Source organism: Sphingobacterium sp. UBA7253 (genome assembly GCF_002472745.1).
Taxonomy (GTDB): domain Bacteria; phylum Bacteroidota; class Bacteroidia; order Sphingobacteriales; family Sphingobacteriaceae; genus Sphingobacterium; species Sphingobacterium siyangense.
In genome coordinates this window covers 47,486-72,920 of sequence record NZ_DKSP01000089.1, presented here as the reverse complement: position 1 = coordinate 72,920, position 25,435 = coordinate 47,486, and the positions used below count along the sequence as shown (strand labels likewise).

19 protein-coding genes are annotated in these 25,435 nt (G+C 40.0%); 5 read left to right on the top strand and 14 right to left on the bottom strand.

What is annotated here, in order from left to right; translation table 11 throughout:
* Window positions 1–112: 112 nt before the first annotated feature.
* The 4 genes from B2X72_RS08890 to B2X72_RS08875 form a co-directional block, all read right to left on the bottom strand.
* On the bottom strand, window positions 113–508 hold the full coding sequence (locus B2X72_RS08890) for a DUF3244 domain-containing protein (protein ID WP_286767473.1): 396 nt from the start codon (window positions 506–508) through the stop codon (window positions 113–115).
* 266 nt (window positions 509–774) lie between these two features.
* On the bottom strand, window positions 775–2,451 hold the full coding sequence (locus tag B2X72_RS08885) for a tetratricopeptide repeat protein (protein WP_286767472.1): 1,677 nt from the start codon (window positions 2,449–2,451) through the stop codon (window positions 775–777).
* A 715-nt stretch (window positions 2,452–3,166) separates the two neighbouring features.
* Window positions 3,167–3,916: a hypothetical protein gene (locus tag B2X72_RS08880; RefSeq protein WP_286849197.1), complete on the bottom strand. Its 750-nt coding sequence runs from the start codon at window positions 3,914–3,916 to the stop codon at window positions 3,167–3,169.
* Between the two features lie 23 nt (window positions 3,917–3,939).
* Window positions 3,940–5,013: a tyrosine-type recombinase/integrase gene (locus B2X72_RS08875; RefSeq protein ID WP_286849194.1), complete on the bottom strand. Its 1,074-nt coding sequence runs from the start codon at window positions 5,011–5,013 to the stop codon at window positions 3,940–3,942.
* A 385-nt stretch (window positions 5,014–5,398) separates the two neighbouring features.
* Between B2X72_RS08875 and B2X72_RS08870 the strand changes: the two genes are divergently transcribed.
* The 4 genes from B2X72_RS08870 to B2X72_RS08855 all read left to right on the top strand — a co-directional run bounded on the left by B2X72_RS08870 (window position 5,399) and on the right by B2X72_RS08855 (window position 7,327).
* Entirely contained in the window at window positions 5,399–5,671 is a 273-nt protein-coding gene (locus B2X72_RS08870) for a thioredoxin family protein (protein ID WP_286849192.1), read from the top strand.
* A 63-nt stretch (window positions 5,672–5,734) separates the two neighbouring features.
* On the top strand, window positions 5,735–6,307 hold the full coding sequence (locus tag B2X72_RS08865) for a metal-sensing transcriptional repressor (protein ID WP_286849190.1): 573 nt from the start codon (window positions 5,735–5,737) through the stop codon (window positions 6,305–6,307).
* A 4-nt stretch (window positions 6,308–6,311) separates the two neighbouring features.
* Window positions 6,312–6,644, top strand: a complete 333-nt coding sequence (locus B2X72_RS08860) for a heavy-metal-associated domain-containing protein (protein WP_286849187.1) — start codon at window positions 6,312–6,314, stop codon at window positions 6,642–6,644.
* On the top strand, window positions 6,641–7,327 hold the full coding sequence (locus tag B2X72_RS08855) for a cytochrome c biogenesis CcdA family protein (protein ID WP_286849185.1): 687 nt from the start codon (window positions 6,641–6,643) through the stop codon (window positions 7,325–7,327). Before B2X72_RS08860 ends, B2X72_RS08855 begins: the two co-directional genes overlap by 4 nt.
* A 523-nt stretch (window positions 7,328–7,850) precedes the next feature.
* Here the strand turns inward: B2X72_RS08855 and B2X72_RS08850 are convergent.
* The 6 genes from B2X72_RS08850 to B2X72_RS08825 form a co-directional block, all read right to left on the bottom strand.
* A complete protein-coding gene (locus tag B2X72_RS08850) occupies window positions 7,851–9,197 on the bottom strand; it encodes an ankyrin repeat domain-containing protein (protein ID WP_286849183.1) in 1,347 nt (448 codons plus the stop codon).
* A gap of 19 nt (window positions 9,198–9,216) precedes the next feature.
* The gene (locus B2X72_RS08845) at window positions 9,217–10,413 is read right to left on the bottom strand and encodes an ankyrin repeat domain-containing protein (RefSeq protein ID WP_088163305.1); all 1,197 of its coding nucleotides are present in this window, start codon (window positions 10,411–10,413) and stop codon (window positions 9,217–9,219) included.
* 328 nt (window positions 10,414–10,741) lie between these two features.
* A complete protein-coding gene (locus B2X72_RS08840) occupies window positions 10,742–11,047 on the bottom strand; it encodes a hypothetical protein (protein WP_286849180.1) in 306 nt (101 codons plus the stop codon).
* Window positions 11,044–13,503, bottom strand: coding sequence for a sugar-binding domain-containing protein (locus B2X72_RS08835; RefSeq protein WP_286849179.1), 2,460 nt, complete (start codon window positions 13,501–13,503; stop codon window positions 11,044–11,046). Before B2X72_RS08835 ends, B2X72_RS08840 begins: the two co-directional genes overlap by 4 nt.
* Before the next feature lie 6 nt (window positions 13,504–13,509).
* Window positions 13,510–16,878: a tetratricopeptide repeat protein gene (locus B2X72_RS08830; RefSeq protein ID WP_286849177.1), complete on the bottom strand. Its 3,369-nt coding sequence runs from the start codon at window positions 16,876–16,878 to the stop codon at window positions 13,510–13,512.
* 54 nt (window positions 16,879–16,932) lie between these two features.
* Window positions 16,933–18,309: a sugar porter family MFS transporter gene (locus B2X72_RS08825; protein WP_286849175.1), complete on the bottom strand. Its 1,377-nt coding sequence runs from the start codon at window positions 18,307–18,309 to the stop codon at window positions 16,933–16,935.
* A 129-nt stretch (window positions 18,310–18,438) separates the two neighbouring features.
* Here B2X72_RS08825 and B2X72_RS08820 point away from each other — a divergent pair, with 129 nt between their 5' ends.
* On the top strand, window positions 18,439–19,332 hold the full coding sequence (locus B2X72_RS08820) for an AraC family transcriptional regulator (protein WP_286849174.1): 894 nt from the start codon (window positions 18,439–18,441) through the stop codon (window positions 19,330–19,332).
* Between the two features lie 173 nt (window positions 19,333–19,505).
* On the opposite strand, the gene B2X72_RS08815 is transcribed toward B2X72_RS08820, so the two are convergent.
* From B2X72_RS08815 to B2X72_RS08800, 4 genes are all read right to left on the bottom strand, one after another.
* Window positions 19,506–20,285 (bottom strand): enoyl-CoA hydratase/isomerase family protein, encoded by a 780-nt coding sequence (locus B2X72_RS08815; protein ID WP_286849172.1) that lies wholly within the window; start codon window positions 20,283–20,285, stop codon window positions 19,506–19,508.
* A gap of 5 nt (window positions 20,286–20,290) precedes the next feature.
* The gene (locus tag B2X72_RS08810) at window positions 20,291–22,783 is read right to left on the bottom strand and encodes a DUF5686 family protein (RefSeq protein ID WP_286849170.1); all 2,493 of its coding nucleotides are present in this window, start codon (window positions 22,781–22,783) and stop codon (window positions 20,291–20,293) included.
* A gap of 174 nt (window positions 22,784–22,957) precedes the next feature.
* Window positions 22,958–24,334, bottom strand: a complete 1,377-nt coding sequence (locus B2X72_RS08805) for an NADH-quinone oxidoreductase subunit N (protein ID WP_286849168.1) — start codon at window positions 24,332–24,334, stop codon at window positions 22,958–22,960.
* Window positions 24,335–24,351: 17 nt separating this feature from the next.
* The coding region (locus tag B2X72_RS08800) for a complex I subunit 4 family protein (protein ID WP_286849166.1) at window positions 24,352–25,435 on the bottom strand (1,084 nt) is incomplete at its 5' end.

Here is a 25,435-nt window from a genome sequence, read left to right as displayed (position 1 = left end):
TTCTCTTGTAAAACGTCATTTTGTTTACATGAGAGAATTAACAACATAGTAGATAGGGCTATTATAAATTTTGTTTTGTTCATGATTAGAATTTGATATTTTCTAGTTATTTTTATAAGTCGAACTTTCCTGTAAGGAAACCATTTGTATTACCCATTTTTAGGATATAACTACCTGTGGTTAGTCCAATAGTTGAAATAGAGGTATCGCCGCCCACACTACTCGAAGAATAACTGCGAACTATTGTGCCATCCTCCGTCTCGATTACGATATCTACTATTCCAACATTAGAATAATACTCAATCAATATACCGTTATCAATTAAAAATGCCTTAAGAGCTTCTCCTCCTTTTCTATTTGGGCTACTTGGTGGAAGGTGTCCCGTACAATCAATTTCCTGCTTCTTTTTTTCAGCTTGTATGCCAATGTGATCTTCTTGAGAATTATTAAGAGCTTTGCAAGGAAAAAATGCATTGGTGCTTAATAATAAAGCAAATACTACTTTCATATCTAGTTATTATAAGTTAATACTCTGGCAAATATAAAGGGGTAAATAGTCTAAAAATATATGGAATGATAGCGTGAGGTAAATGTGACGGGTGATTGCGATTAAATAGTTGTTTTTAAGTGAATTAAATAGCGTACTGTGATCGGAGAAATACGCTGTTTAAAGAGGTTGTATTCAACAAAAGGACAATTTCACAAATGCCAAATTAAACAAAATGGGATCAGCTATTGGTTGAATTTAAGAAAGTACGAATCTAAATAATTGAGCTATTTGTTCGGTTCAAATATCTCGGATATTTGTGAATCTAAAAGTCCAATAAGTTGTAGCTTTGATTTCAAACGTGATTTTCGGGTAGTAAGTGCGTGACTTTTAATCTGGAGCAATCCAGCTATTTCTGTGTGTTCAAAATTAGCATGCAATAGTGTAATCAATAATTGCTCTTCTAGTTTTAATTGGGCAATTTCGAATCCTTGTAATAAGTCTAACGATTTGAGATAATTGGTGATAAATGAGGTATAGCCTGAATGAATATTTACCTCCATATCTTCGACAATTTCTCTTATTTTTTCAAAACCAATTCTAGGATCCTTACTATCTTTACGCGAGTATTTCACTATAAGATTGTTAATTTGAGATTTAAATGTCGCGGTGTTACCAATATGATTTCTGTAAACTTGAATTAAGCATTCATTCCTTTCAGATTGCTGTTGCAGTTTGACATTCTCTTCCTTTTGGCGTATATTTTCTTCTTTTTGTCGTCTGTGTTTGAGGGACAAATACAGAACAATTAAACCAATGATTAAAATAATTAGAAAACTCAATGTAAGGATCAGACCAAGTTTGTAGTTTCTAGTTTTTTCATTTGCTAATTGTGATTTCTTTGTTTCTAAATCAAACCTACGTTCGGCATTGGCTAGTTCCTGAACATTTGTATTCCTTATTATTTGCAACATTAAACTATCCTTTAGTTGCATATAGTGTATAGCTAATTGATAATTTTTTTTATCAATATAGTTCTCTGCAAGGAATTTACTTGCAGCGGCTTTAAAATTTATGTCTGAATTATCCTTGATTGAATTTTTTAGCTTGCCACTATAAAATTCTGCAGAATCTAAAATTTTCGCAGCTTTATAGGTTCGCGCTAAATTAAGCTGATAGCGTCCTTCAGCAGTAGAATCCGGATCAATCTGTCTAGCGGTATATAGAAAATTAATGGATCTTAAAAAGTCTCCCTTTTCAAATAGAGCCACTGAAATATTCTGTAAGCATTTTGCCTCTTCAAATTTATTCTGGGCTTGTCTAATTAGCATTAGTGCCTTATCAAAATACAGCAAAGCAGAATCTATTTCTCCTTTCAGCAGAAATGATTGCCCAGCTGCCTGCAAAGAAAGTGCTTGCTTTGGTTTGTCATTTTTATATTTTATAGATGCGTCTTTATAATATGCTAATGAAATATTATAGGTTCGTTTTTCGAAGTAAAGATCCCCTAAATTATATAATACAAACGCTTGGTGAATTTGATTATCCTGACTTTTAGCAATGGAAAGAGCTCGCTTATATTCTTCGACAGTTTTAAAGTAATTTTTTTGATCACGGAACACGCTGCCACTGTAGAAGTGAGCTAGAAAACGTAAATTACCAACATCTGTTTTTTTAGTATCATAATAGTCACGGGCTTTGAAAATGAGGGTATCATCAGAAATATCACGAAAGTTTTTATAATAAACTTGGACACGAGTCACTAGATAAGACATATATTCTTCCTTATCCAAATTACTTTCGGGATCTAATATTGAATCTATTAGCCGCATAGCCTCTTGGGGAGAACTTTCAGCAAGATTTCTAGCCTCTTGAAGTAAAGCTGTTGGATGGCTCCTTGATCGACAAGAAAATAAAAATATCACATATAATGATAGTAAAAAAACAACAATCTTTAACTGCATACTATTATCAATATTTTACACTCCAAATTAGCGATATATTTCGTTAAAAATAATGAAATTTTCGAATTTACACTAAACTCGAACACATTTAAGACTAATTGAATGAGAGGTTAAAAGCAAGAGTTTAAAGAATAACAGAACATAAGCAAGAAATGAGATTTCTTTAAAAATTTTCAAAAACAACTCTCCATTTATCAAACTTTCATTATATTCTTTGTAAAACACTGTGTTTTGGGCATAATATAATAATAGCATCTCATTGGACAACTTTTTACAAAAACGTTATATCCATTTATAATATTCTTACGATACATATTAGTCCAGATATATAGATAAGTGGTTATATAGCCTATCAATTTACTCGTATATGAGCTAAATGAAAACTAGTATACTCCTCAGTATACTAAAAATTGGCTTTATGCTATCGCTAAGGCCTTAGAGTATCCCCGGAGGATGCTCATAACCCCATTTCTGGTAAATGGGGCAAGAAAAGTAGGGCTCTGCCCAACTTCTGCTTGCTCCATTCCCATCGGGGAATGGCAATTTGGCGGAGCGTGCGAACAGCACGGTTTGGCGCTGCGGCCAAACAGGGTGGTATCCGGTGTTTCCATCGGGCGGCACCCGCTCCGTTGGGACAAAGTTGGGGGATATGACAGGGATATGGATGACCAACCGAGGTGGCTTGGTCATGTTCGGGGATTGAACGGGTAGGCGATTAGGCTTCGTCTACGGGGACGATGCGGAACAACTTCCTACCATCCGGCACCTGCGAACCCTTTATCGGGGCTTCGCCCTTGCCCACGAAATAGTTGCGAGCGGTATCCAATGGGATTTCCTTGCCGCCGTGGTTGAAGTATTTCGCCACCAGTTTGTAATACGGGCTGTGGTGGTCGCTTTTGAGCAGCGACCTCCCATTGGGCAGTTCCACTTCGCGCAGTTGCTGGATGAGGTCGATGAGCGTGGGCAGGTAGCCGTCCTCAACATACACTTTCTGTGCAACCCCATATTTCGTATGCGCTTTCAACTGTTCTTCCAAATCTTGGATATGGGCTTCGAGTTCGGCTATCTTTCCGTCTTTTTCTTTCAGCAGCACATCGTTTGGCCTAATGTTCCACTTATCGCGCGTGCCGAGGTATTGCTGGAATTCGGTAAGTTTCCCGATGTTTGACTGATGCCGGGGATGCTCGGATGAGAACGGGTCTTTCCGCTCGAAATGTTCAATCCGTTTCTGCACGATGTACCACACATGGGAAAGGAAATCTTTTTCGGAACCCTGCCCTGTGGACAGGAAATGATTCAGGTGGTGCGTGTAATAGTCCTCAAACCCGGTTTTGTCAATTCCGTAGATTTTGAGCAGGAAATGGTTGTTACCATACCCCCTCTTCAAACCAAGTACGTTGCCAACATCAAACGGATGTGGGGAAAAATCAAAACGTTTTCTGCTTTTGAAGTAATTTAATCCCATTGTGATAATCTTTAAATCTGTAGCTACAAAATCCTGTCCAACGGACTTTTGATTGAATTAAGTTGCGCATTGCCGACCTTTGCATAAAGCATCGTGGTCTTGATGTCATTGTGACCAAGTAGCTGCTGTATGAATGACATGTCCGTGCCGTATTCCAGTAAATGTGTGGCGTAGCTATGCCGCAAACCGTGTATCCCTATCGGCTTGTTTACCTTTGCGGCTTTCATCGCATTCTTGAACACAGCTTGGACACTGCGGACGGAATACCGCCCACCGTACTGACCTTCAAAAAGGTAAGTTTTAGGGTGGTACGCTTTATAATATTCCCGCAGCAAATCCAGCACCGCGGACGGTAGCGGTACATACCGGTCTTTCTTTCCTTTGCCCGCTTCGATGAGTACCTGCATCCGTCCACTGTCGATGTCACTCACTTTCAGATGGACAACCTCACTTACTCGCAATCCCATTCCGTAGCACAGTTGCAGCATCAGCAAATGTTTTCGGTTTCGTACTGTGTCGAATATCCGTTTTACTTCCTTTTGGCTCAGCACTTTTGGCAAAGTGGATGGCTTCTTCGGCCGTGGGATTTCGGCAAAGAAATCCGGTTTATGGAGCACCTGTTCAAAATAGAATTTGATGGCGTTGAGCCTGCTGTGCAGCTGGCTTTCTGAAATCTTCAATGTATTGATGCAATAAAGAATGTAAGCACGGAGACGGTCGTAGCCCAGCGAATCAACGGGCACATCTTTCAAAATATACAGTAGCTGTGCAAATTCTACCATGTATGTCTTTATGGTGGACGGGCTGTAGGCTTTCATCTGCAATACCTCTTTCATGCGTTGCAACTCCCGAGCATTCAAAGGTGATAATTTGGACAATACCCCTTTGCCAACCGGTGGGATTTCCATCCCAAACAGTGTGCGGAAATGGGTGTTGTCCGGCACATACCAGCACTTCTCAGACCTGCTCCACCTACCTTTCAGCGATTTGACCAAATCAATCTTTGACCGGTCGTATTTGAAATCCATCCAAATGACCGCGGCATCCTTGTGCCTGCCTTCCCGAAAATCAAAACCAGAAAAATCAACAACTTCCATACTGCGTATTTTGTATTATCTGCCAAAGCAAATCTAAGAAAGTTATACAAAATACGCAATACACAAAATCTGATAACACCAAAGCAAGACACTTAAAAACAACTATTTATAGAGGTTAACAGAAAGACACTTGGCATCCTTGCATATAGAAGATTATTGCGTATATTTGAGAGTTATGCCTCATTGTAGAAAGCCGACTCGCATTCAGGCACATTTGGTTTTCCCGACACTCAATGCCAACACAGAAAAACCAAAAGAGCCTGAATTTTTGCCAACGCCTCAAAAAAGACTGAAAAAAGAATTTGAAAAAAAATTTGGAGACCACCCCCTGACCCATCCCATCTTTGTAGCGTAATTAATTATTAACATTTAAAAACGTAACACAATGAAAAGACAAATTGAAGTATTTACAGCAGGGTGTCCAGTATGCGACCCCGTAGTAAAAACAGTAAAAGAAATGGCTTGTGGTTCTTGTGAAGTAACCGTTTACAACCTTGTAGAACAATGTGACGACAAAGTCTGCGTTGACAAGGTGAAAAAGTATAACATTACTTCCCTGCCCGCTGTAGCCGTTAATGGAAAATTGCTTGCTTGTTGCCAAAACAGAGGAGTGAGTAAAGAAGAATTAGCAGCAGCAGGAATAGGCAAAGCCAACTAAATTTTTAACCATCCCATCCTATCTTCATAATTTGGAGATGGGATGGGATTTAATTGTAATTATATGTTGCCACGAGATTTGACAAAAGACCTTAAAGACCGTTTAAACAGTATTAAAGGTCAAGTTGAAGGAGTAATAAAAATGCTTGACGAAAGTGATGACCCTGCTCAAATATTAAATCAATTTAAAGCTGTCAACAAAGGGTTTGAAAAAGCTCAACACTTGCTACTGGACGAAGTGTTCAGAAAAGCATTGGCAATGAAGATTGCCGAGGCGTTAGAAACTTGCCCGGGTAATTGTGGACAAGAAGAAAAAATAGCAATTATTAGAAATCAATTTCCCGATTTAGGACTTTACGAATTAACAGACAAAATGAAGGAAATTAATAAGGTTTATGAATTTTTACTAAAAGAAAAGAACAGTATGAAAGAAGTATCATTTGCAATTGAAAATATGGTTTGCCAAGGTTGCGCAGAAAAAATAACCGATATTTTAAAAGAAACCAAAGGTGTAGAAAATGTAAAAACACAAGCAATGAAAAAATTAGTTAACATTAAATATAGTCCATCTGAAACTGATGAAAATGAACTTACCACCATATTAACAAAAGCAGGATATACACCCACCAAAAAATAACATTATGACAAATAAATGGCTCATCATATTGGTGTTATTTAATATGTGTTTTATTGGTTGTTCAGGAAATAATTCCCAAATCAATCAAACAGGTTTGAATGTAGGGACGGAAAAATTCATTGAAATACCTATTGAAGGTATGTCTTGTATGTCCTGTGTTGCAAGTGTAAAAAAAACTTTATCAGCTATAGATGGAGTAAAGGATGTAACAGTTAGCCTTAAAGACAAAAATGCGAGAATAAAATATGATACTCAAAAGGTTTCACCAAAAGAATTGGCTGTGGCAATAAATAAACTTGGCTACAAGGCGGGAGTACCTAAAGAATTAACAGAATGAATGTTGAGCAATTTTTAAATCAATTCACAGAAACATTTCAAGATGGCTCTATTTATAGTTTAGGGCTTGCTTTGTTAGCAGGTATAATATCAAGTGGCGTATGTCCTTGCACATTGCCTGTCGGACTTGGCTTTGCAGGCTATGTTACAACTAATGAAGTACGTGAAGCTAAAACAGGATTTTCCATTACTTTTTCTTTCTTTTTAGGAATAGTTGTTTGTTTAACGGTTTTTGGTGGTATTGCAGGTTACATTGGTGCTTCTTTAACCGAAACATTTGGTTTGTATTGGACTTTAGTAATGGGCACAATTACACTAATTGCTGCGGGTGTTGCTTTTTATGGGCCTTACCTTAGAGTGCGACAACTTGAGGCACTTCGCAAACCAGGAATAGGGGGGTCATTTATATACGGCTTTATTTTCAGCTTAGGCACATCAGCAGCCCCATTACTACTATTATTAACCGTTGCAGCAACTAAAGCAAGTATTTTTTATGGAGTAATTTTAGCGTTTTTATTTGGAATTGGGAGAGGACTACCCTTTTTAATTGTTGGACTTTTTGCAAGTTCTGTTTCAAACCTTGCTAAATTGACTTGGTTAAGGAAAAGCATTCAAATTATAAGCGGATTAGCGTTGCTTTATTTAAGTTTCTATTTTTTCAGACTTTTCAGCTATTACCTTTAGACAAGAACAAACCCACCCTTCACATCCATACACATTGGCAAGTCGCTCAATCCAGCCACACAAGCCAAAACTTGCCAAAGAGTATGGCTGTCCCACCGCAACGGACGAAAAAGAACAACGAAGGCATAACAGCACCTAAACGCAAGCAGGGGTTTCGTGCTTCGTAGGACAGGAAAGTAGTATATTTGTCTGCGGTTCTTCGTAGAAAGTGCAGTGGTTTAAGCCCTGCCTGCGTTTAGCTTCAAAACGTTAATATTTCATTCCTACATCACAGGAATTTTTGTATCTTAGCATTATAGCAATTGCAGCTAAAACGTATGTCAAACCAGTGAGTGATTCGGTGAGCAGGGAAAAGGGGTGGTTGTAAAATACTGATAAAGAGATTAATGCCCAATAGGTTCGATTCCCCTACGGGCTACAAAAAGCGACTTCAAAAGAGTCGCTTTTTTAGTTTTTATCTAAGTGCCCAATACCAAATTCAGGAAACAGGCCAACAGATTTTTAAAGGGGCATTCAATAAAATTTAATTCTTTAAAATTTTCGCTTTTTCCGCGTCAAATTCCTCCTGGTTTATAATTCCCGCGTCCAACAGATCTTTTAAATCAAATAGAGCCTTTTTCTTCATTCCCATATCCACGTTTGATAAGGGTTCAGTGAACACTTTTTTCTCTGGAAGGCCGGGCTCACCTTTTAGGGGATCGGTCTGTGCGCCGGCATCAATCAATAATGCCGTTATTTCATTAAATCCTTGCATATTGGAATAATCTATTGCTTTTTGTTCCAATACATTCGTTATATCTGTAACGGATCCATTAGATAAGAGATACCGCAACACATCCTTTTTACCATAGGCAGCAGCATAATGAAGCGCAGTATTGCCGGTAGCATCCTGTTTATCAATTGTTGCACCACTGTCTAAAAGTTGTTTGACCAAAGACAGATAACCCATTTTTGTAGCTGTATGCAGTAATGTTTCTCCTGCATAATGAGGTTCAAAACCAAGAATAAAGATACGCCCCCCTGTCCGTTCGATCAACCTTTCCAAATATTTACCGTCCTTTCCATCAAATGAGTCTACAGGACGTGCATAATCCGCAGAGAGGCCTCTTTCTAAAAATAAAGCGAGAAGCTCTTTTTGATTGCTATTACAAACATACCACACAGGAGAAATTCCCTCGGCAGATTCAGCAAAAATATCGCTCCCTTGCTCCAGTAACTTCTGAGCAAGAATACGGTTTCCGTTTTTTACTGCGAGCAGCAAGGGACCTTCACTTAAGTCATTCAGGATATTGACAGATGCACCATTATCCAACAACATATTGACAATAGGAACGGAGCCCTGTACCACCGCCAAATTTAAGGCCGTATTGCCCTCCTTGTCAGAGATATCTACACGAGCACCATTTTCAATAAGCAGCTGTACCACTGGCGGGTATTTTGCCTGCACAGCCAATAGTAATGGTGATTCAGCACTATTGTTCAATACGTTTACGTCTAATCCCTGTGCAATCAGTTTTTCAGCCATTTCCTGTTGCCCTGTTCGAGCTGTAATATGGAGCAAGCTATTTCCCAAAAAGTCGTTGATCAGAATATTAGCATTATTTTCCAATAAATAGACTGCTGTTTGTTTTTGCTTTTGTAACAGGGCAAAATATAAGGGGGTTTCCCCCCGATGATCCTCGTAGTCCACTATAGCTCCAGCCTCAACCAGCTTTCTCACCAAATCCAAATAACCTCGATGCGCCGCATAATGCAATGCTGTCCGTCCCATTTCATCAGTGTAAGATACATCAACTTGATTTTTCTCCAATAATATTTCCGCTATTTTACGTTTTCCGCTTTCACACGCTATTATAAATGACTGAGACATAACAATTTTTTCTGTTTTTTTATTGTTTTAATAACCATTCGACTGTCTTTACCTTTATATTATCCTCCATAGCATAATCGACAGCTTTTTTATCCATTATATTTTCCAATTGAGGATCGATTCCTTCACCGACAAGATATTTTACTTTTTTATAAAGGTCTCGGGCTCTATTTTCATCGTAATTGAGGTTTACTTGACAAATTTTATGCAATAGTGTATTACCCTCGTTATCCGCATAACTGAGGTCTAGATATCCTTTGTCCATAATTTCCTGTACAACTAGGACTGATTTTTCTGCTAGCCAATCTACGCCTGTTTTTTCTTTCTGATACCAAAGTGATGCAGCTGTCAAATCTGCCCCATGTTCCAAAAGTAAGATCAGCACACTCAGATTAGTCTCGCTATCCGTATGCATCATGCGAAGGAATGCATTGAGTAGGTTTTCTCCTTGTTTATTGACGCTATGAAAATCTGGACTTCCATAATTGAGAAGGGGAACGAGCAGATCTGGATTAAAATGCCTTACTGCTGCATAATAAAATGAACTTTCGCCATGCCAATCCTTTAGCCCTGGATCTGCTCCCGCATTGAGTAATTTAATCACAACATCAGTTTTCAATGTATCAACAGCCATGTGCAGGGCTGTTTTTTGTTCAACATTGCCGATATTCGGGTCTAAACCTTCAACTAACAGCCAGTCTACGAGCTCGCTAATACGTTCATTGGACTGCATACGTAGGCTACAAACTTTAAAAAGCAACGTTTGTCCATACTGATCCATCCGCTGCAGGTCGGCACCTGCCTCAAAAATAAGCTTTAAGAAAGGAATAACCACATTTTCCTGTAATGCATATTCCAATAAAGTAATGCCACCTACTTCTTCGTTGATATCATCTATCTGTGCTAAATAGCCTTTCATCCAAATTAAATGGGCTTCAAGCTGCACTTCGGATGCAATCTGAGGTTTGAATAGCGTATTAATCACGGATGTGCTAAAACGATCATAATCGTATAGATCAGTTGAGATTAGTCCTTTTTTTACAAAATGATCCAAGACTCCATAATGCTGGGCTCTAATCAATTGGCTCACTAAACTATTCAATTCGTAATCGTGAAAGTCAACTCTATTATTTGCTTCTGCAACAATCCGTTCCATCTCCGCGATTTCACCTTTACGTGAAAATTCAGCAAGCGTCCTTAATTCATTATTTGTCATTTTTTACTTCTGTTAGTCTAAAGAAAAGAAATCCGCATGATTAAATTGAAAACGATTTAACTAGAAAAATAGTATAACAGGCACTTGATAGTAACAACAGAATCACCATAAGCCTTTAAACTGCAGGAATATAAAAAAGTTACTCCGGAAAATGGAGTGGCCTTCAACTATATCAGATTGAAAGTTAGTCTATAATTGATTTATGCCAAAGGTCTGTAACAGGATGTATCCTGTCACAGACCTTTGGCATATAATTCTGCAATAGCGGATGAAGTTGAACGATTAGCCTTAGGCTGATGCGTTAAATTTTTCCAAAGCGATCTTCTAACTAATAGATCTCTTTGGGTTCGGATTTTTCTTGCGCTTCTTTGTAGCGCAACACCTGCGATAGAATCGCTGGATTTTCGATCACTTTAGGCCTAAACTTTGTACTGTTCATATACGTTAAGATGGAGCTCAACAGCTGTCTTGCAACGGGCCTGTTGGCTAGATCCGCCTCCAGATCAAACGAAGCGATCATCAGCTTGCCTGATCCTACCGTCCCTTCAAAAAGAGATGCTAATCTTCTATTATTGGCAAAGTTATCAATGAGCTCTACAACTGCATGTCCACCTTTGACCTGATCCGTAATCATCGTAGTCGATTTAATTTGGAGATCCCACCATTGCCAATCTGTATGATTATCTGTTGGGAAATCGGCAAATACAGGATGTTTAGGGTCACAAAGCAAGCCCATTGTACCGGGCTCCAAAAAACAGGAACGAACTTCCCTTCAATACCGTTTATTTTCTTCCAATCGGGATTTAAAAGTACTTTTTTCCCTTCTTTCAGCAAGTGCATTGCTTCCTCCAATTCGCGCGTATAGCTAACTTCCCCAAAATCAACGGCCACCTTTTGAGGATACACCCAAATATTCCAATGATTTTCGTATGAAGTACCCTCAAGTTTAAGTTGAATCGTCAATTTCTTCGCCTGTCCAATTGTTTGTAATGGTACTTCTAAATGCCCCACATTGCCTTGATGTCCCTTTCCAATGGTTGACTGAAAATGTCCCTGTGCGACTATTTGTCCCGCATCTTTCAGGAACCAACTAATCCCCTGATTCTTCAAAATCTCCTGTCCATAATTACTCACATCTATAGAAGCTTTGAACGTTTCATCGTTGGTATATACAGCTTTCGCAAACTGGAGCAAAGGCACTACTGGAGCGCTAAATTGTCGAAATTCTGCCGCTGAGAGAATATGTTTGCTGTCCCAAAAAGCATCTAATAAGCCCACCAATGCCGTTCCCTGACCAGGGAAATCGTGAAGATCAAGGAGCTGATAACCACTGATACCCGGTGTCTTCAACGCTCTTTCCATCTCCTCTTTGTACAGCATAGCTGCCAATTTTCCTGAGGACATCGTATATGCGCTGGCCTTATGTAATAATCCTTTTTGTTTTAGATCTTCTGCTACAGAAATGAAGTTTAACGGTTTTAAAACACCTTTATATTTTTTGATTTCGGCGAGATTGGGATAGACAGCATATTGTCCAATTTCGTGCGTTACGACCGGAATCGAAATTCCTTCCAAAGAATTGCTGTAGTTTTTATTGAATGTAGGTGCTTCGCTATTAAATACACCTTGTCCCCGCACCCAGCCCTTGGCTGTCCACTGGGTAATCAGATAATCATCATAGGGTTCTTCCTTCACACCATGCCCTTGCTGGAATGTAAAAGAAGTTGCCGTATAAAGATGCCGTTTGTCTTTTTCCTTTACGTATTTTACCAGATCATTCAGCGCATTGAAATCACCACTCAACTCATTACCCATACTCCAAAAACAAAAGGACGGATGATTTCCATAAGTCTGCATTATTCGATCGGCCTCTTCATAGAGAAAATTCATCACTCCCTCATCTTTACCAAGATTATTCTCCCAGATTGGCAACTCAATTTGAAGATAGAATCCCAATTCGTCAGCAACAGCAAAGGCCGCCTCAGGAGGACACCATGAATGAAACCTCAGATGATTTAGCCCCCATTCGCGCGCTGTCACAAAGACTTTTCTCCAACCGGCCTTATCCATCGGCGGATGTCCCGTTAACGGAAAGATACTGCATTCTAATGTTCCCCTCAAAAATAAAGGCTCACCATTGACTTTTAGCATGGTCCCATCTGTAGAAAGCTCACGCATACCTATTGAGGTACTCAATGTTGATACGGCATCTATGGTTTTCAATTCCAGACTGATGTCGTACAAATGCGGTGAAAATTCGCTCCAAAGTTTCAGTTTGTCACCAAGAAGGTAGTTTAGATTGATCGCTGAATCCCCTGGCGACAGCTGAATGATTCTTTCAACTGGAGTTAGGGGCCCCATTTTGTCTTTTACCTTTATTTTCAGTTTACCGACAACGGCCTTTGCAAGTTTATTACGGAGATTGACCTGCAGATTGATTTCCTTTTTCGCTAGATTAGGACTCGCATACACAGACTTCAGACGTACCGCATCGTAGGCCTGAATAGCAATCTTTCCAAGCATGCCATTCCAAATAATTTGGGTGTGATCGGTATAAGCATGCGCCATATCATCAACGCTAATTGGAAGCTTCTTCCTGTTATCTATGCGGATTGTCAACCGATGCTTCTTTCCTGTTTTCAGTAGGGAACTTAAGTCAAACTCATGCGGACTGACAAGGCTACGTTGCTTTTGTACTACTGCTATCCCGTCGATCCAAACCATAGACTCCCAAAGAACACGCTCGAGGGTTAAGATCATCTCCTTACCTGCCCAACCTGCCGGGATTGAAAGTTCCCGTGTATACCATGCTGCCCCCACATAACGATGTGCTCGCGTTAGATGCGAAAGCTGAGGTTTGGCAAGAGCAGGTGTCAACGTATTTACGGTTCCTAAACCCGCATCGTCTGTTGTTCCCGGTAATTTAATCGACGTCTCAAAAGATTTATTTGTCCAGCCCTGCTTGATACCCGCATCGTCCGGATCAAGCCGAACTTTCCACTCTCCTGCAAGATCAAGGCGATTTAGTCCATCTGCCCAGACCGTATAACTTTGAAATAGAACGACGAATACAATGATATAGCGATACATACTGAATTAACTCTTTAAAGAAGTTTCACCTAAGAAAGAACACATAATAGCCTGGCTCCCTTGGTGATTGGGATCCAACTGCTGGACTTGTGCTAAATAATGCATTGCCAAAGCACGATCTCCATTCCCCAAATACCCCAATCCCATGACATACAAACAATGTATTTTATTCTTATGATCCAGATCTTCCTCCCAAATATCCATATCAGGCAAGGAAACTGCAAAATAATCTATTTTAAAGGGCTTGTCAATAAATAACTTTCCATGATCTATTAAACATTGAAAACGTTGTTCAGCTCGCACTGGATCACCAAGCTCATGCCAAGCTAAACCTTGATAAAATATCTTATCTGGTTGTGGATCATTATAGAAAAGGGCCTGCTGGGGTTCATCAACACCTTCTGTTGCTTTATGGAAATAAACTTTAGCTTCTTCGTCCATACCCAATAAACGATAGACGAGTCCTTTATAATAGTGAACATCGTTTTCTTCCATTGTAATCAGCTTACCTTCACCAAGGTTATGTGGATAACAATCAAGCGCCTTTAGCAAGGAAAGCGCCTGTTGCAGTTCATTTTGCAGTATCGATTTTTTGGCCAATTCGAGCTGACATATCGTGTATTGACGAGAGACCTTACCTTCCCCTCCTTCCCAGGGCTTAAACTGCCGGGAAGCAAGCAACGTTTTCGCGCTCTCATATTCACCCAAGAGATTAAATAGGGTGATCCGCTCCAAGAATAGATCATCTCTAAGCGTCACCAAATCCGGATATCGATCGAGCAGGGCCAACCTTTCTTTGTAAGAGCGTCCCTCCTTCTTGTAGAGCTGATGAAGCTCCATGAGTAAACGTGCATCAGTTTCATCCAATGAAAATGCGCTCTCCAATAGGGGCAAGGCTTCTTTCTTCTTGTTTATCCGATTATAATAAGCTAAGGCCAAATTACGATAAACGGTAGGAAACTGTCCATCCAATTGGATAGCATGCTCCCAACAGTCAACAGCATCCTGATGCTGTCTTTTACCATACCACAGATTGCCCAAATAATACGAGGCCTTTGCGTCAGCACTATTTAAAACTAGGGCATGTCGGAGAATTGCAATCTCTTCAAAACGATTTGGAAAACAATAAGCCGGATCCATAACGGCGGCTTGATCACAATACGTTTTTGCCTTGTCATGCAAGCCCAGATGAGTCGCAAAATACCCTAGTGTATAATATACCATAGGGTAAACTAAGGTTACGTCTTCAATAGTTTTTTCAAGGAGTAAAGATGCTTCTTCATACAGACCGGCATGAGCAAAATCCAATGCATATTCTATCGCACTATGAATATTAACGCGCGCTAAATCGAGAATAGGAGAAAATATCGATTCTTCTTGTGTTAACAGGTACCATTCGAATCGACAGCCCATATTAAACGGATCCAATTCCATTGATTCTTGAATCCATGCTAAAGCAGCATCTTTTGCCCCGATTTTTCTTAAAATAGAGGCCTTCAGCTGTCTTCCTTTATGGTGATACCAGTTTCTGCTCAATGACTGATCTATTTTTTCCAAAGCAGCTTTCCAATCACCTCTCTTGGCATCTATTTGTGCCAAGCCAAAATAGCCAGAATCCTTCCACGCGGCATTCCATGTTGCTTTGTAGAAAGCTGCATATGCCCCATTCAGATCCCCAGATAGTTGCAGAGCTACACCAAGGTTGTAGTAAGGTTCTCCATCATAAGGATTGGGATTACGTTCCGTAGCGCGAGCGATCGCGGTCTCAAAATAAGTAATGGACTCCTCTATCTTACCGTTCCGCAACAAGAAAGCGCCCATTGCATTATTACATCTGATGTCGTTCGGTTCACGTCGCAGAGCCTCCTTATAATAATCCAATGGATTATAAGTTGCATGTCGGTACTGCTCCAGATGCTGTCCTGTCAAAAACAATTCTTCGATAGAACAAATGTCTTCGGGCAGCAATGCTGCCTGTGCTGGTTTGGGTATATCTTCAGCATCCTTCGGCTGTTCTTGCTGGTAGACCAATATTTCATGGTTATTTTTATCATACACAGTCAATATGAGTTCGGTTGGTACACTGTCCAATCCAGCAACACTTTGGGTATAAATATTCCGAGGAGAACAAGTCACTTGTTCGTCCAAATAGATTTTACCGGCCGTATTACGTAACAAAACACGTATACTTTCATACCTCCCTGTTGTATACAAGACAATGTGAGCAGTCTGCTCCCTAACCTCCATATTGAGCACCGCATCTTTTGTTGCATTTTTCACCTGTCCGACTTCTGCGTATGGCATAAAATACTGAGACCAGGATTTCACTTCGTAAGGTTGTAACCAAGCAAAATCAGGCTGATTATCTGTATATACACCAGCCATCAATTCAATGTATGGTCCATTTTCATCTGTCAGGTTTCTATCCCAAGCGACACCAAAGTCACCATTTCCCCAGGTCCACTGTTTTTTCCCCGGTGAAATGTGATGGTCAGCCACATGTAACATCCCCGCATTGGTAGCACCAGCCTCATAGCCGCCAACGAAGTTGTATTTCGATTGAATGGCCATATAGGATGTCGGAACAGGAATATTTTTGTATTGTGCAATATCAACACCTCCCGAGTAATCGTACTTGTAATAGGTTCCCGTAGCAATCGGGAAAGAAGAGACCTCTCGCTTTCCATGATCAAAAACGGCATTGACATCGGGAGGGAACACGGAATAATAGTCGTCATTCACAACAACAGCCGGATTGGCCCACCACAGAAAAGTTTGTGGCAATGCTGTCCGGTTATACACCTGAACCTTGATTTCCAGATACGCTTTGTCGGGATGCAAAGTAAATCCCTGCATGGCCTTCATCCGAAACATACGCTCGATTTCGTTGCACCAAACCGTAATACTTCCATCGCTGTTGTGTTCGATTAAATGCTCTGTTGGCATAAAAGTAGTAGGTCTATGATGCTGGGGCCAATTAAATTCAATCCCTCCTGAAATCCAAGGACCAGTGAGCCCAACCAAAGCGGGCTTGATAACTTCATTATAGTAAACGAAATGTCGTTCTCTAACTTTATCATAAGCCATATGAACCCGTCCACCTAAAGCTGGAAGAATCATCACCTTGATATATTCATTTTCAAGAAATAGCGCTTGATAGATCTTGTTTCGCTTTTGATCGCTAATTTTCTCTATGATCGGATAGGGATATACTACCCCCGAGCTACCTTGGTATACGCGCTTTTCGGCAAATATGGGATTCTTCTCCATCGTCCCAATCTCGTATGTTGGAATCGCAACCTGCTCCTCCCATGCTTTTACGATCCCTTTCTGGTCAACTGTTGATTTTATAAGGTAACGGGTCAATTCTGTCATTTTCTTAATACGCTAATAGGTTGATATAGGTCGAGTTGATTATCCTGGTGCCAATTATCCTTCCAATTCTTGTTGAATTTCTTCTAAGCTTTTTCCTTTGGTCTCTTTCAGTCGGCTCCATAGAAACAGATAACCGATAAAACAGACTCCACCATACAGCCAGAATGTACCAGCTGCGCCCAGATTTTGATTCAGTAAAGGAAAAGTATAAGTGAGCACAAAACATGCAATCCATAGTAATGATGTCGCGATCGCCATCGCCTGCGCCCTTGCAGCGGTAGGAAATATTTCGGCAATGATTACCCAAGTAACAGGTGCCAAAGTCATCGCATACACCGCAATTCCGGCTAACACAAGAAGAAGCACGAAAATGCCGCTGCAATTGAAATAATAACAAGCCCCTAGCGCAATATAAATCACAAAAAGCCCTGCTGATCCGAAGAGCATCAATGCACGGCGACCAATTCGATCGACCAGATACATGCCGATGAATGTAAAAATTACATTGATCACTCCAGTGATAATAATATTGAAAAGCATCCCCGAAACGGTATATCCAGCAGCCGTAAAAATTTCTTGGGCATAATTAAAAATAACATTAATCCCACACCATTGCTGAAAGACCGCAATAAAACTCCCGAGCAACAACAACCGCAGCAACTTGCCCTGGAATAAATTTCTTTTTCGGGCTTTACCCTGACTTAGTTCAGCCGCCTCGGCAATAGATCGTATATTTTCTGCTGCATATTCATCTCCACCCATGCGTAAAAACACACGCTTTGCCTGTTCATGCCTCCCTTTCGTATACAACCAACGGGGGCTTTCGGGAATCAGGAAAAGCAGCACTAAAAAAACGACCGCTGGGATCGCTCCTGCCCAAAACATCCATCTCCACCCCTCTTGCCCATTCCAGGTTTCTAGAATAGATTCTCCAGCTAAAATGGGCTTTGCAATGAGCCAATTGACCACTTGCGCTGCAAGTATGCCCAGTACAATGGTTAATTGATTGACCGATACAAATTTTCCCCGACTTTCCGCAGGGGCGATTTCCGCGATATACATCGGAGCCAAATTGGAGGCTACACCAATACCTATCCCGCCCAAAATCCGATAAATAATAAAGGTATCAAGTTCGGACGCCATGCCGGTTCCCAATGCAGAAATTATAAATAAAATTGCGGCTGTATAAATCAGTGGTTTTCGACCATAGCGATCTGCCAGTCCCCCCGAGAGCAATACACCAACAAAGCTTCCCACAATCGCCGAAGACATGGCCCATCCCTGCAATGCAGGATCGGATTCCAAATGAAAATAAGCTTCGTAAAATGGTTTCGCACCTCCAATAACTACCCAATCATATCCAAATAGAAATCCACCAATAGCAGCCACAAAAGTGATCAATAGCAGATAGGTTGTTGCAGTCTTTTGCATAAGAGTTTACATATTTAGATTTACTTAGGTAAAAGTAATGGATTACTTGGGGAGAATCATGTAAGTGAACACGATAAACATGTAAAATATTACTATTTTTATAAGAATAACCAAAAACAAGCTCGATTTATGAAACAAAACCAAGATGTCATCGCTGAAGGATTCAAAGGAGAAAAGGCAATTGTCCTTCCCTATGCCGTATGCAACTACCAGACAGACAATAACATCACAACAAAATTACACATCACACATATCGGCTATTATCCCAATGCAAAAAAACATTATCGCGATCGTCAGGAAGGATGCAAGGAATATATTCTGATTTATTGCGAAAAAGGAAGTGGTTGGATAAAACAGGATGATACAACGCACAACCTCAATAGAAATGATATATATATCATACCGAGAGATAGTGCACATTGCTATGGCGCAAAATCAAGTGATCCCTGGAGTATCTATTGGATTCATTTCGCCGGGACAGATGCGGCTCTTTTTAAACATATCATGGGCCAAGTCATCCACATAACTGATTCCGACCCAAACAAACATGCCAACCGTATTCAGCTTTTTGAGAGCATCTACAAGAATCTCGAAATGGGATACAGCCCAGAAAATTTGGAGTATACAAGTTTTTGCTTTCAATATTTTTTAGCCTCTATTCAATATCAGGCGCAGTTTAGAGAAAGCAACCGAATTCAAGTAGATAATATCATACAGGACATCATTATATTTATGAAAGACAATCTGGAGAACAATATCAATTTGGAAGAGATTGCCGCACATTTCAACTATTCTAAATCACATCTTATTAACTTGTTCAAGCAGAAAACGTCTTACCCCCCCATGGTGTATTACAATCAACTACGGATGCAAAGAGCTTGCTCTTACTTGCAATTTACGCTACTCAAGATTAAAGAAATCGCATTTAAGCTCCAATTTTATGATCCCTTTCATTTTTCAAAGGCCTTTACACGAGAAATGAAAATGTCCCCCCAAGAATATCGCAAAAAATATCAAAAATAATGTCGGTTAAACCCTTCAGATTCATAAGCCATCTAGATCAGTTACCTCTAAACAATTGGTTATAAACGATTGGCTCTCCATTCGAACATCTTTTCTTGGTGTTATCTCATCTCTTCATCGACATTCAAACCTGCCAATACACAACGTATAGCGTTTAGCGAAGTATTGCGGCCTTATTCAAAATTGGGTGGCCTTTTCCCTAAAAACGCCGACACACCTTCTTTGAAATCTTCTGTTCCGAACAAATGACCGAAGGCGTCCATTTCCACCTTATTCCCATTCTGTTGTCTGTCTTCAGCTGCGTTAATGGCCGCAATGGCATTTGTTATGGCAACACGAGAGCGCGTAAATATCTTTTGGAGTATTTCCTCTGCCCGGGCAATTAGTTTATCCTGTGCGATCACCTCATTGACCAGTCCTAGTTCATAAGCCTGCTGCGCATCAATCATATCGCCCGTTAAAATCATTTGCATAGCCTGTCCTTTTCCGATCAATTTGGGCAAACGCTGCGTACCTCCGTAACCCGGAATCAGGCCCAAAGAAACCTCCGGAAGTCCCATTCTGGCATTTTCAGAAGCGATACGAATATGGCAAGCTAAAGCCATCTCGAGTCCTCCGCCTAAAGCATATCCATTTATAGCAGCAATAACTGGCTTCGGGGAAGCTTCGATAAGATCCGTAAAAATAATATGTCCTCTTTCACTAAGCCATCGTGCCTGAATCACAGACAAATCCATAAGTTCCTTGATATCCGCGCCCGCGGCAAATGCTTTATGTCCGGCGCCAGTCAGGATAATACCCCTTACATGATCATCGGAATTGAAATGTTTGAAGATATCTTGCAATTCATCAAGCGTTTCCTGATTTAAGGCATTCAGTTGCGGCTCGCGATTAATGATGACATAGCCAATACTATCTTTAATGGCATACTTTAAATTTGAATATTGAACCATAATTGCTAAAAATTAAAATGTAAGGATGCCGTAAAAGTATCAGAAGGAACTCCTTCACCGCCTTTATAGCTTAATCTCTTTTTATACTCTAATCTAATCAATTTAAAGATATTATCCACCCCCACAAGTCCTTCTACATAAGGTTTGTTACGCACTGCTTTTGTTTGAATAATACCATCCTTGTCCGCTTCAAACTGAATATTTTCGGGCGTAATAAAGGGATTGTTGGCATCGCTTAACTTTCCATAAAAAGCCTTGAATCCTGTTACTTCACGCCACTTTAACCGTCTGAACAAAGGAATTCTATTAAAAAAGAAACCATTCCAATTGTGGTAATAAGTTAATTTCAAAAACTGGTCTGAAACAAATTCCGAGGTCGCCATCAAGTCAAAATTCACTAACGGTCCTTGCTTATCTTTAGTGACTTCTGGAAGTTCCAGTAAAGTATAAGGCAGGTGTTTCCCCCAAATTCTCCCGCCTGAGAATTCAAAATCAGCCTGCCCTGCTGGCGATAAGAACAATCGTTTGAACACACTGAACCGCAACGCATCATAACTATAATCTGCCCCCCAAAATCCTTTCAGGCCTTTATTATATTGCAGGGTAAAAATGGGATATTTATTTTCTACTGTTCCCCTGTCGAGATTATGATAAGTAAATTCTTCATTCGGAGCCCAACGCAAAATTAGCTGTAGATCATTTGTATTTACTTGGCGGACTGTATCGGATGAAGGTAGACTATTGATATAAAACAAATCACCGCGAGGTTGTCTGCGGGTATGTGTAAATGCCGTTCCTACACTAATATGGTTCCCAAATTCGATCAGATGATCGATACGATAGATATCATTAAACTGCCATTTATTAGGCCTGTTTTTTCCAAAAGAACGGAAGAAACCATCTCCTTTTAAAAAACCCAAACCTCGCCCCGGTTCCATAACGTCGTGCTGTACGGTAAAGCGCAAATAATTTGCTGGAAACTGAACAATACGTTCTCCATTTAAAGTAAGTGCCGTACTCAGGTAGTATTTTAGCGCCTTGTCTTTATCACCATAGGCTGTGTATCCTTCAATGTAGGCTTTTTCCGAAAACAAGCGTGTTGTTCGACCACTCATCCTAAAACGATTCCCTTCGTAATTATTACGGCTATAAAGATATTCCAGTGGACCAAACTCAACTTTCCCGGCATTATAATACCCCTTTGCCAATAAATAGCCCAATGCTACTAACTGATTAAAAGAACGCATATTCTGTACCGAATCAACTTTTTGATATGCCCCTACTTCAGTATGGCTTAATGGGCTTGGTCTGACCCCTACTATGGGTACATGCGGTGCGGACTGGAGGAGATACCTTTTTTCAACAGGTACACCAGCAAAATTCTCATTCGAAATAGAATCGGTGCGATGTCCTAAGTATTGGGTTTCCCTGCGCCCATACAATACATCCGACTTGCTCCCGCCAAATAACATTTTCAGGTCTGCATGAACGGGAAGCATGCTACCGTTTTTAAATTCGCTATAGCTGAGATCTATCTGCACGTCATTTATCCAATTGATATTTGCAGTACGTCCGATATTCAATGTCGCGCGATGAACCGCATACCTTGTATCATCTGAGATCAGTAGATCACCATAGAAGAGCAGATCAATTTCCGATTTACCTTCAAAATGGAGTTCAATATAATCCTTCCCCTCGATCTTTATCGTATCTTGAATTTTGTACCTATAAAACGCTGTAGCACCGGTAGCAATAGGGCTTAAGATACCCTTGTTTGTGACCTGAATCGTATTATCGTAGAGATCAACATCACGGAGTATCGTCTGGAACCGTGTCTGCCAATTATCATTGTTAAAAAAGCGTGGATTTAATTCGGTCTGATTGTGGCTGATGACAATCTTCTTACTACGATCTGGATTATGGGATGAATAGATATTGGCATAGTTTTCTTCCAAATAAAAGGGTGCAATGGTCTGCCCCCTAAAAGCTGTAGAATCGACATTTTCAAAGAGGAATCGGAATGGTTTCGGAAATTTTTTCGCTTTATCCTCAGGATTGACAAAACCAAATTGCGTCTTCTCATATTCGTCAAAACGAATTTCAGGTATACGGGTATAATGATTTTGTGGTCGATGTGCTATCACCTGTTCGATCAGTGCAATAGCTGGATCTTTAGGCTTTTTGTTTTTTCTATTGACCACGACCTCCTCTAATGTATTATTCGAGGCAATTAAATGCACCGTCAGCATAGAATCTTGTAACCGACGAACATCCACTGTCCTGCGCTCATACCCCACTGCTCCAAATACAAGCTGTCTGTATTTCTTGATATCTTGAATCTTAAAATACCCAAGGGTATCGCTGCTACCACCGCTATCTTCCCCAAGCCAGTTGATTGAAACCCTTGAAATGCCCTTGCCTGTTTGTGCATCAACGACCTTTCCACGAATAAAGTCCTGTGCAATTACTTGTTCGCAGATAACGAAGAAAAGTAACACACATAAAACATGAATCGAAAAAGATTTAACACACACTTTAAACGCCATCTGCAATTTGATAGGATTTCTTTTTTACAATATACAATTTGTATGCAAGAGTTATACCAATAAAAATAAAAAAAGCACAGCGAAATCGCCATGCTCTAATAAACAACAAGTATTTTAACAGAAACTTTATATTAATTTTAAAAGGCAGTCTGGATATACCCCAATTAATATGGTAAGCATTACGGCAAGGAATAATACCAATGAATAATTCCACTGCACATTGACACAGGATTCGTCACTGTCTCTAAAGTACATCGCAACGACAACTTTTAAGTAGTAATACACGGCAATGCCTGCATTGATTACCGCCAATACGAGCAAAACAATATGATAATTTTCCATAACAGAAGAAAACATCATAAACTTACCAATAAATCCAGCTGTCAGTGGTATTCCCGCAAGAGAAAGCATGGCTATCGTGATAGCAAATGCGAGCAAAGGATTTCGTTTACCCAAGCCATTAAAACCTTCAAAATGCTCAGAGCCGGTCGTTTTCTTGACAAGGATCAATCCCGTAAAGGCAACAATGGTTGCCAGTGAATAGGCAAGGCCATAAGCAAAGATACTATTAGCCGAAGTGGCCCCTACTGCTACAATCGCAAATAACATATACCCAGCATGCGAAACACTTGAATAAGCAAGCATACGTTTGAAGGAAGACTGCATTAATGCAGAAATATTTCCAACAAATAAGGTGAGAACAGCGATCACTAAGAAAACCGGAGTCCAAAAATCTTGTAAAGGCAATAGACTATAACTGAATAAACGTAACAATCCGGCGAACGAAGCAACTTTAACGACCGTACTCATATAACTCGTAATCAGTATCGGAGCCCCATCATAAACATCTGGTGTCCAGAAATGAAAGGGAACAGCCCCCACCTTGAACGTCAGTCCCACAATGAGGAGCAATATACCTCCATAAAACAAAGGCGAAATTGCATGCGGGTTATTGACGACATAGTTTTTGATTTCACTTAAATCAAATGATCCGGTAGCACCGTATAACAGGGCAATACCAAACAGCAGAAACCCAGTAGAGAAAGCTCCCATCAAAAAGTACTTTAATGCAGCTTCATTTGATGCTTTGTCTCTTTTACGTATACCGACCAAAATATAAAGCGCTACAGACATAATTTCAATACCTAAAAAAAGCATTGAAAAATTATGATAACTATTCACAAGAACAGCACCTGTGAGAGAGAAAATCAATAATGAATAATACTCCGCAATTTGTCCCTCCTCATCAAAATATCCCTTTGAGATTACAAAGATGCACAAGGTAACCGCGATACATAAGATCGAGAAAGCAATAGCATAATGATCAAAATGAACCATCCCACTATAGAGAGGTCCGCTGATAGACGTCCAGTCATTCCATAAGAAACCAATTGCGACCAAGAAGCCAAGAATAGAAACAGGCAGCAGCATAGATTTCATCTTGAATAAGCCAAGGTAAAGGACGACTAATGCTAATATCGAAAGTGTAATTATTGCACCCATACAATTAAATATATCTATTATCTGCCTAAAAATGTACTTAAAACTTCCACAGAACCTGCAGAAAGGTTCAATAGGAAATTAGGGAATATACCAATATAAAGGATCAAGACAGAGACCACTGTCAATACAATAAGTTCCGTTCCTTTTACATCTTCAAATTGTATAGTTCTTTCGGTCGTTTCTCCCAGCATCGTTCCTTGATAAAGCCTAAGGATATAAACTGCACCCAGAATTAAGGTTAAACCCGCAAAAACAGCAAACCAAAATCCATATTGAAAGACGCCTTTCAATAATAAAAACTCACCAATAAATCCATTTGTTAACGGTAACCCCACTGCTCCCATACAAATAATCATAAAGAAGATGGCCAACCGAGGCGCCTTGCTTGCTATTCCACCAAGCTCAGTAAGACGACGTGTCTGTGTGCGTTGCTGTATAATATCCAACACATAAAAAAGTCCTATCACAGAAATACCGTGATTTAACATTTGAATAGTTGCTCCACTCAGGCCATTGGTATTCCATGTGAAGACACCAGCGCTAATTAAGCCAACGTGGGCTATTGATGAATATGCGATCAATCGCTTCACATCATCTTGTTTAATTGCAATAATGGAAGCATAAACGATCCCAATGACGCATAAGATCATTGCAAAATGTCCGTATACAGCAATACCAGCTGGTGCGATAGGCAATAGCCAACGCATTAAACCATAAACCCCCATCTTGAGCATGATACCCGCCAACAACATCGTGCCTGCTGCAGGTGCGTTTGTATACGTATTGGGTTGCCAAGTATGAAAAGGAAAAATTGGTATTTTGATGGCGAAAGCAACAAAAAAAGCCCAAAATAACCATCGCTGTGTGTTTTCCCCCAAATCTAATGCAATAAATGAAGTCCATTCAAAATCACGATTGGGCACTTGTTGATAGAGATAAAGAATACCGATCAACATCAAAAGGCTACCCAAAAAAGTATAAATAAAGAATTTCAAATTTACGCGAATACGATCTCCTTCACCCCAAAGCGCGCAAATAAAATAAATCGGTATCAAGGCAATCTCCCAACCCACATAAAAAGTAAAAGAGATCGGAAGAGCG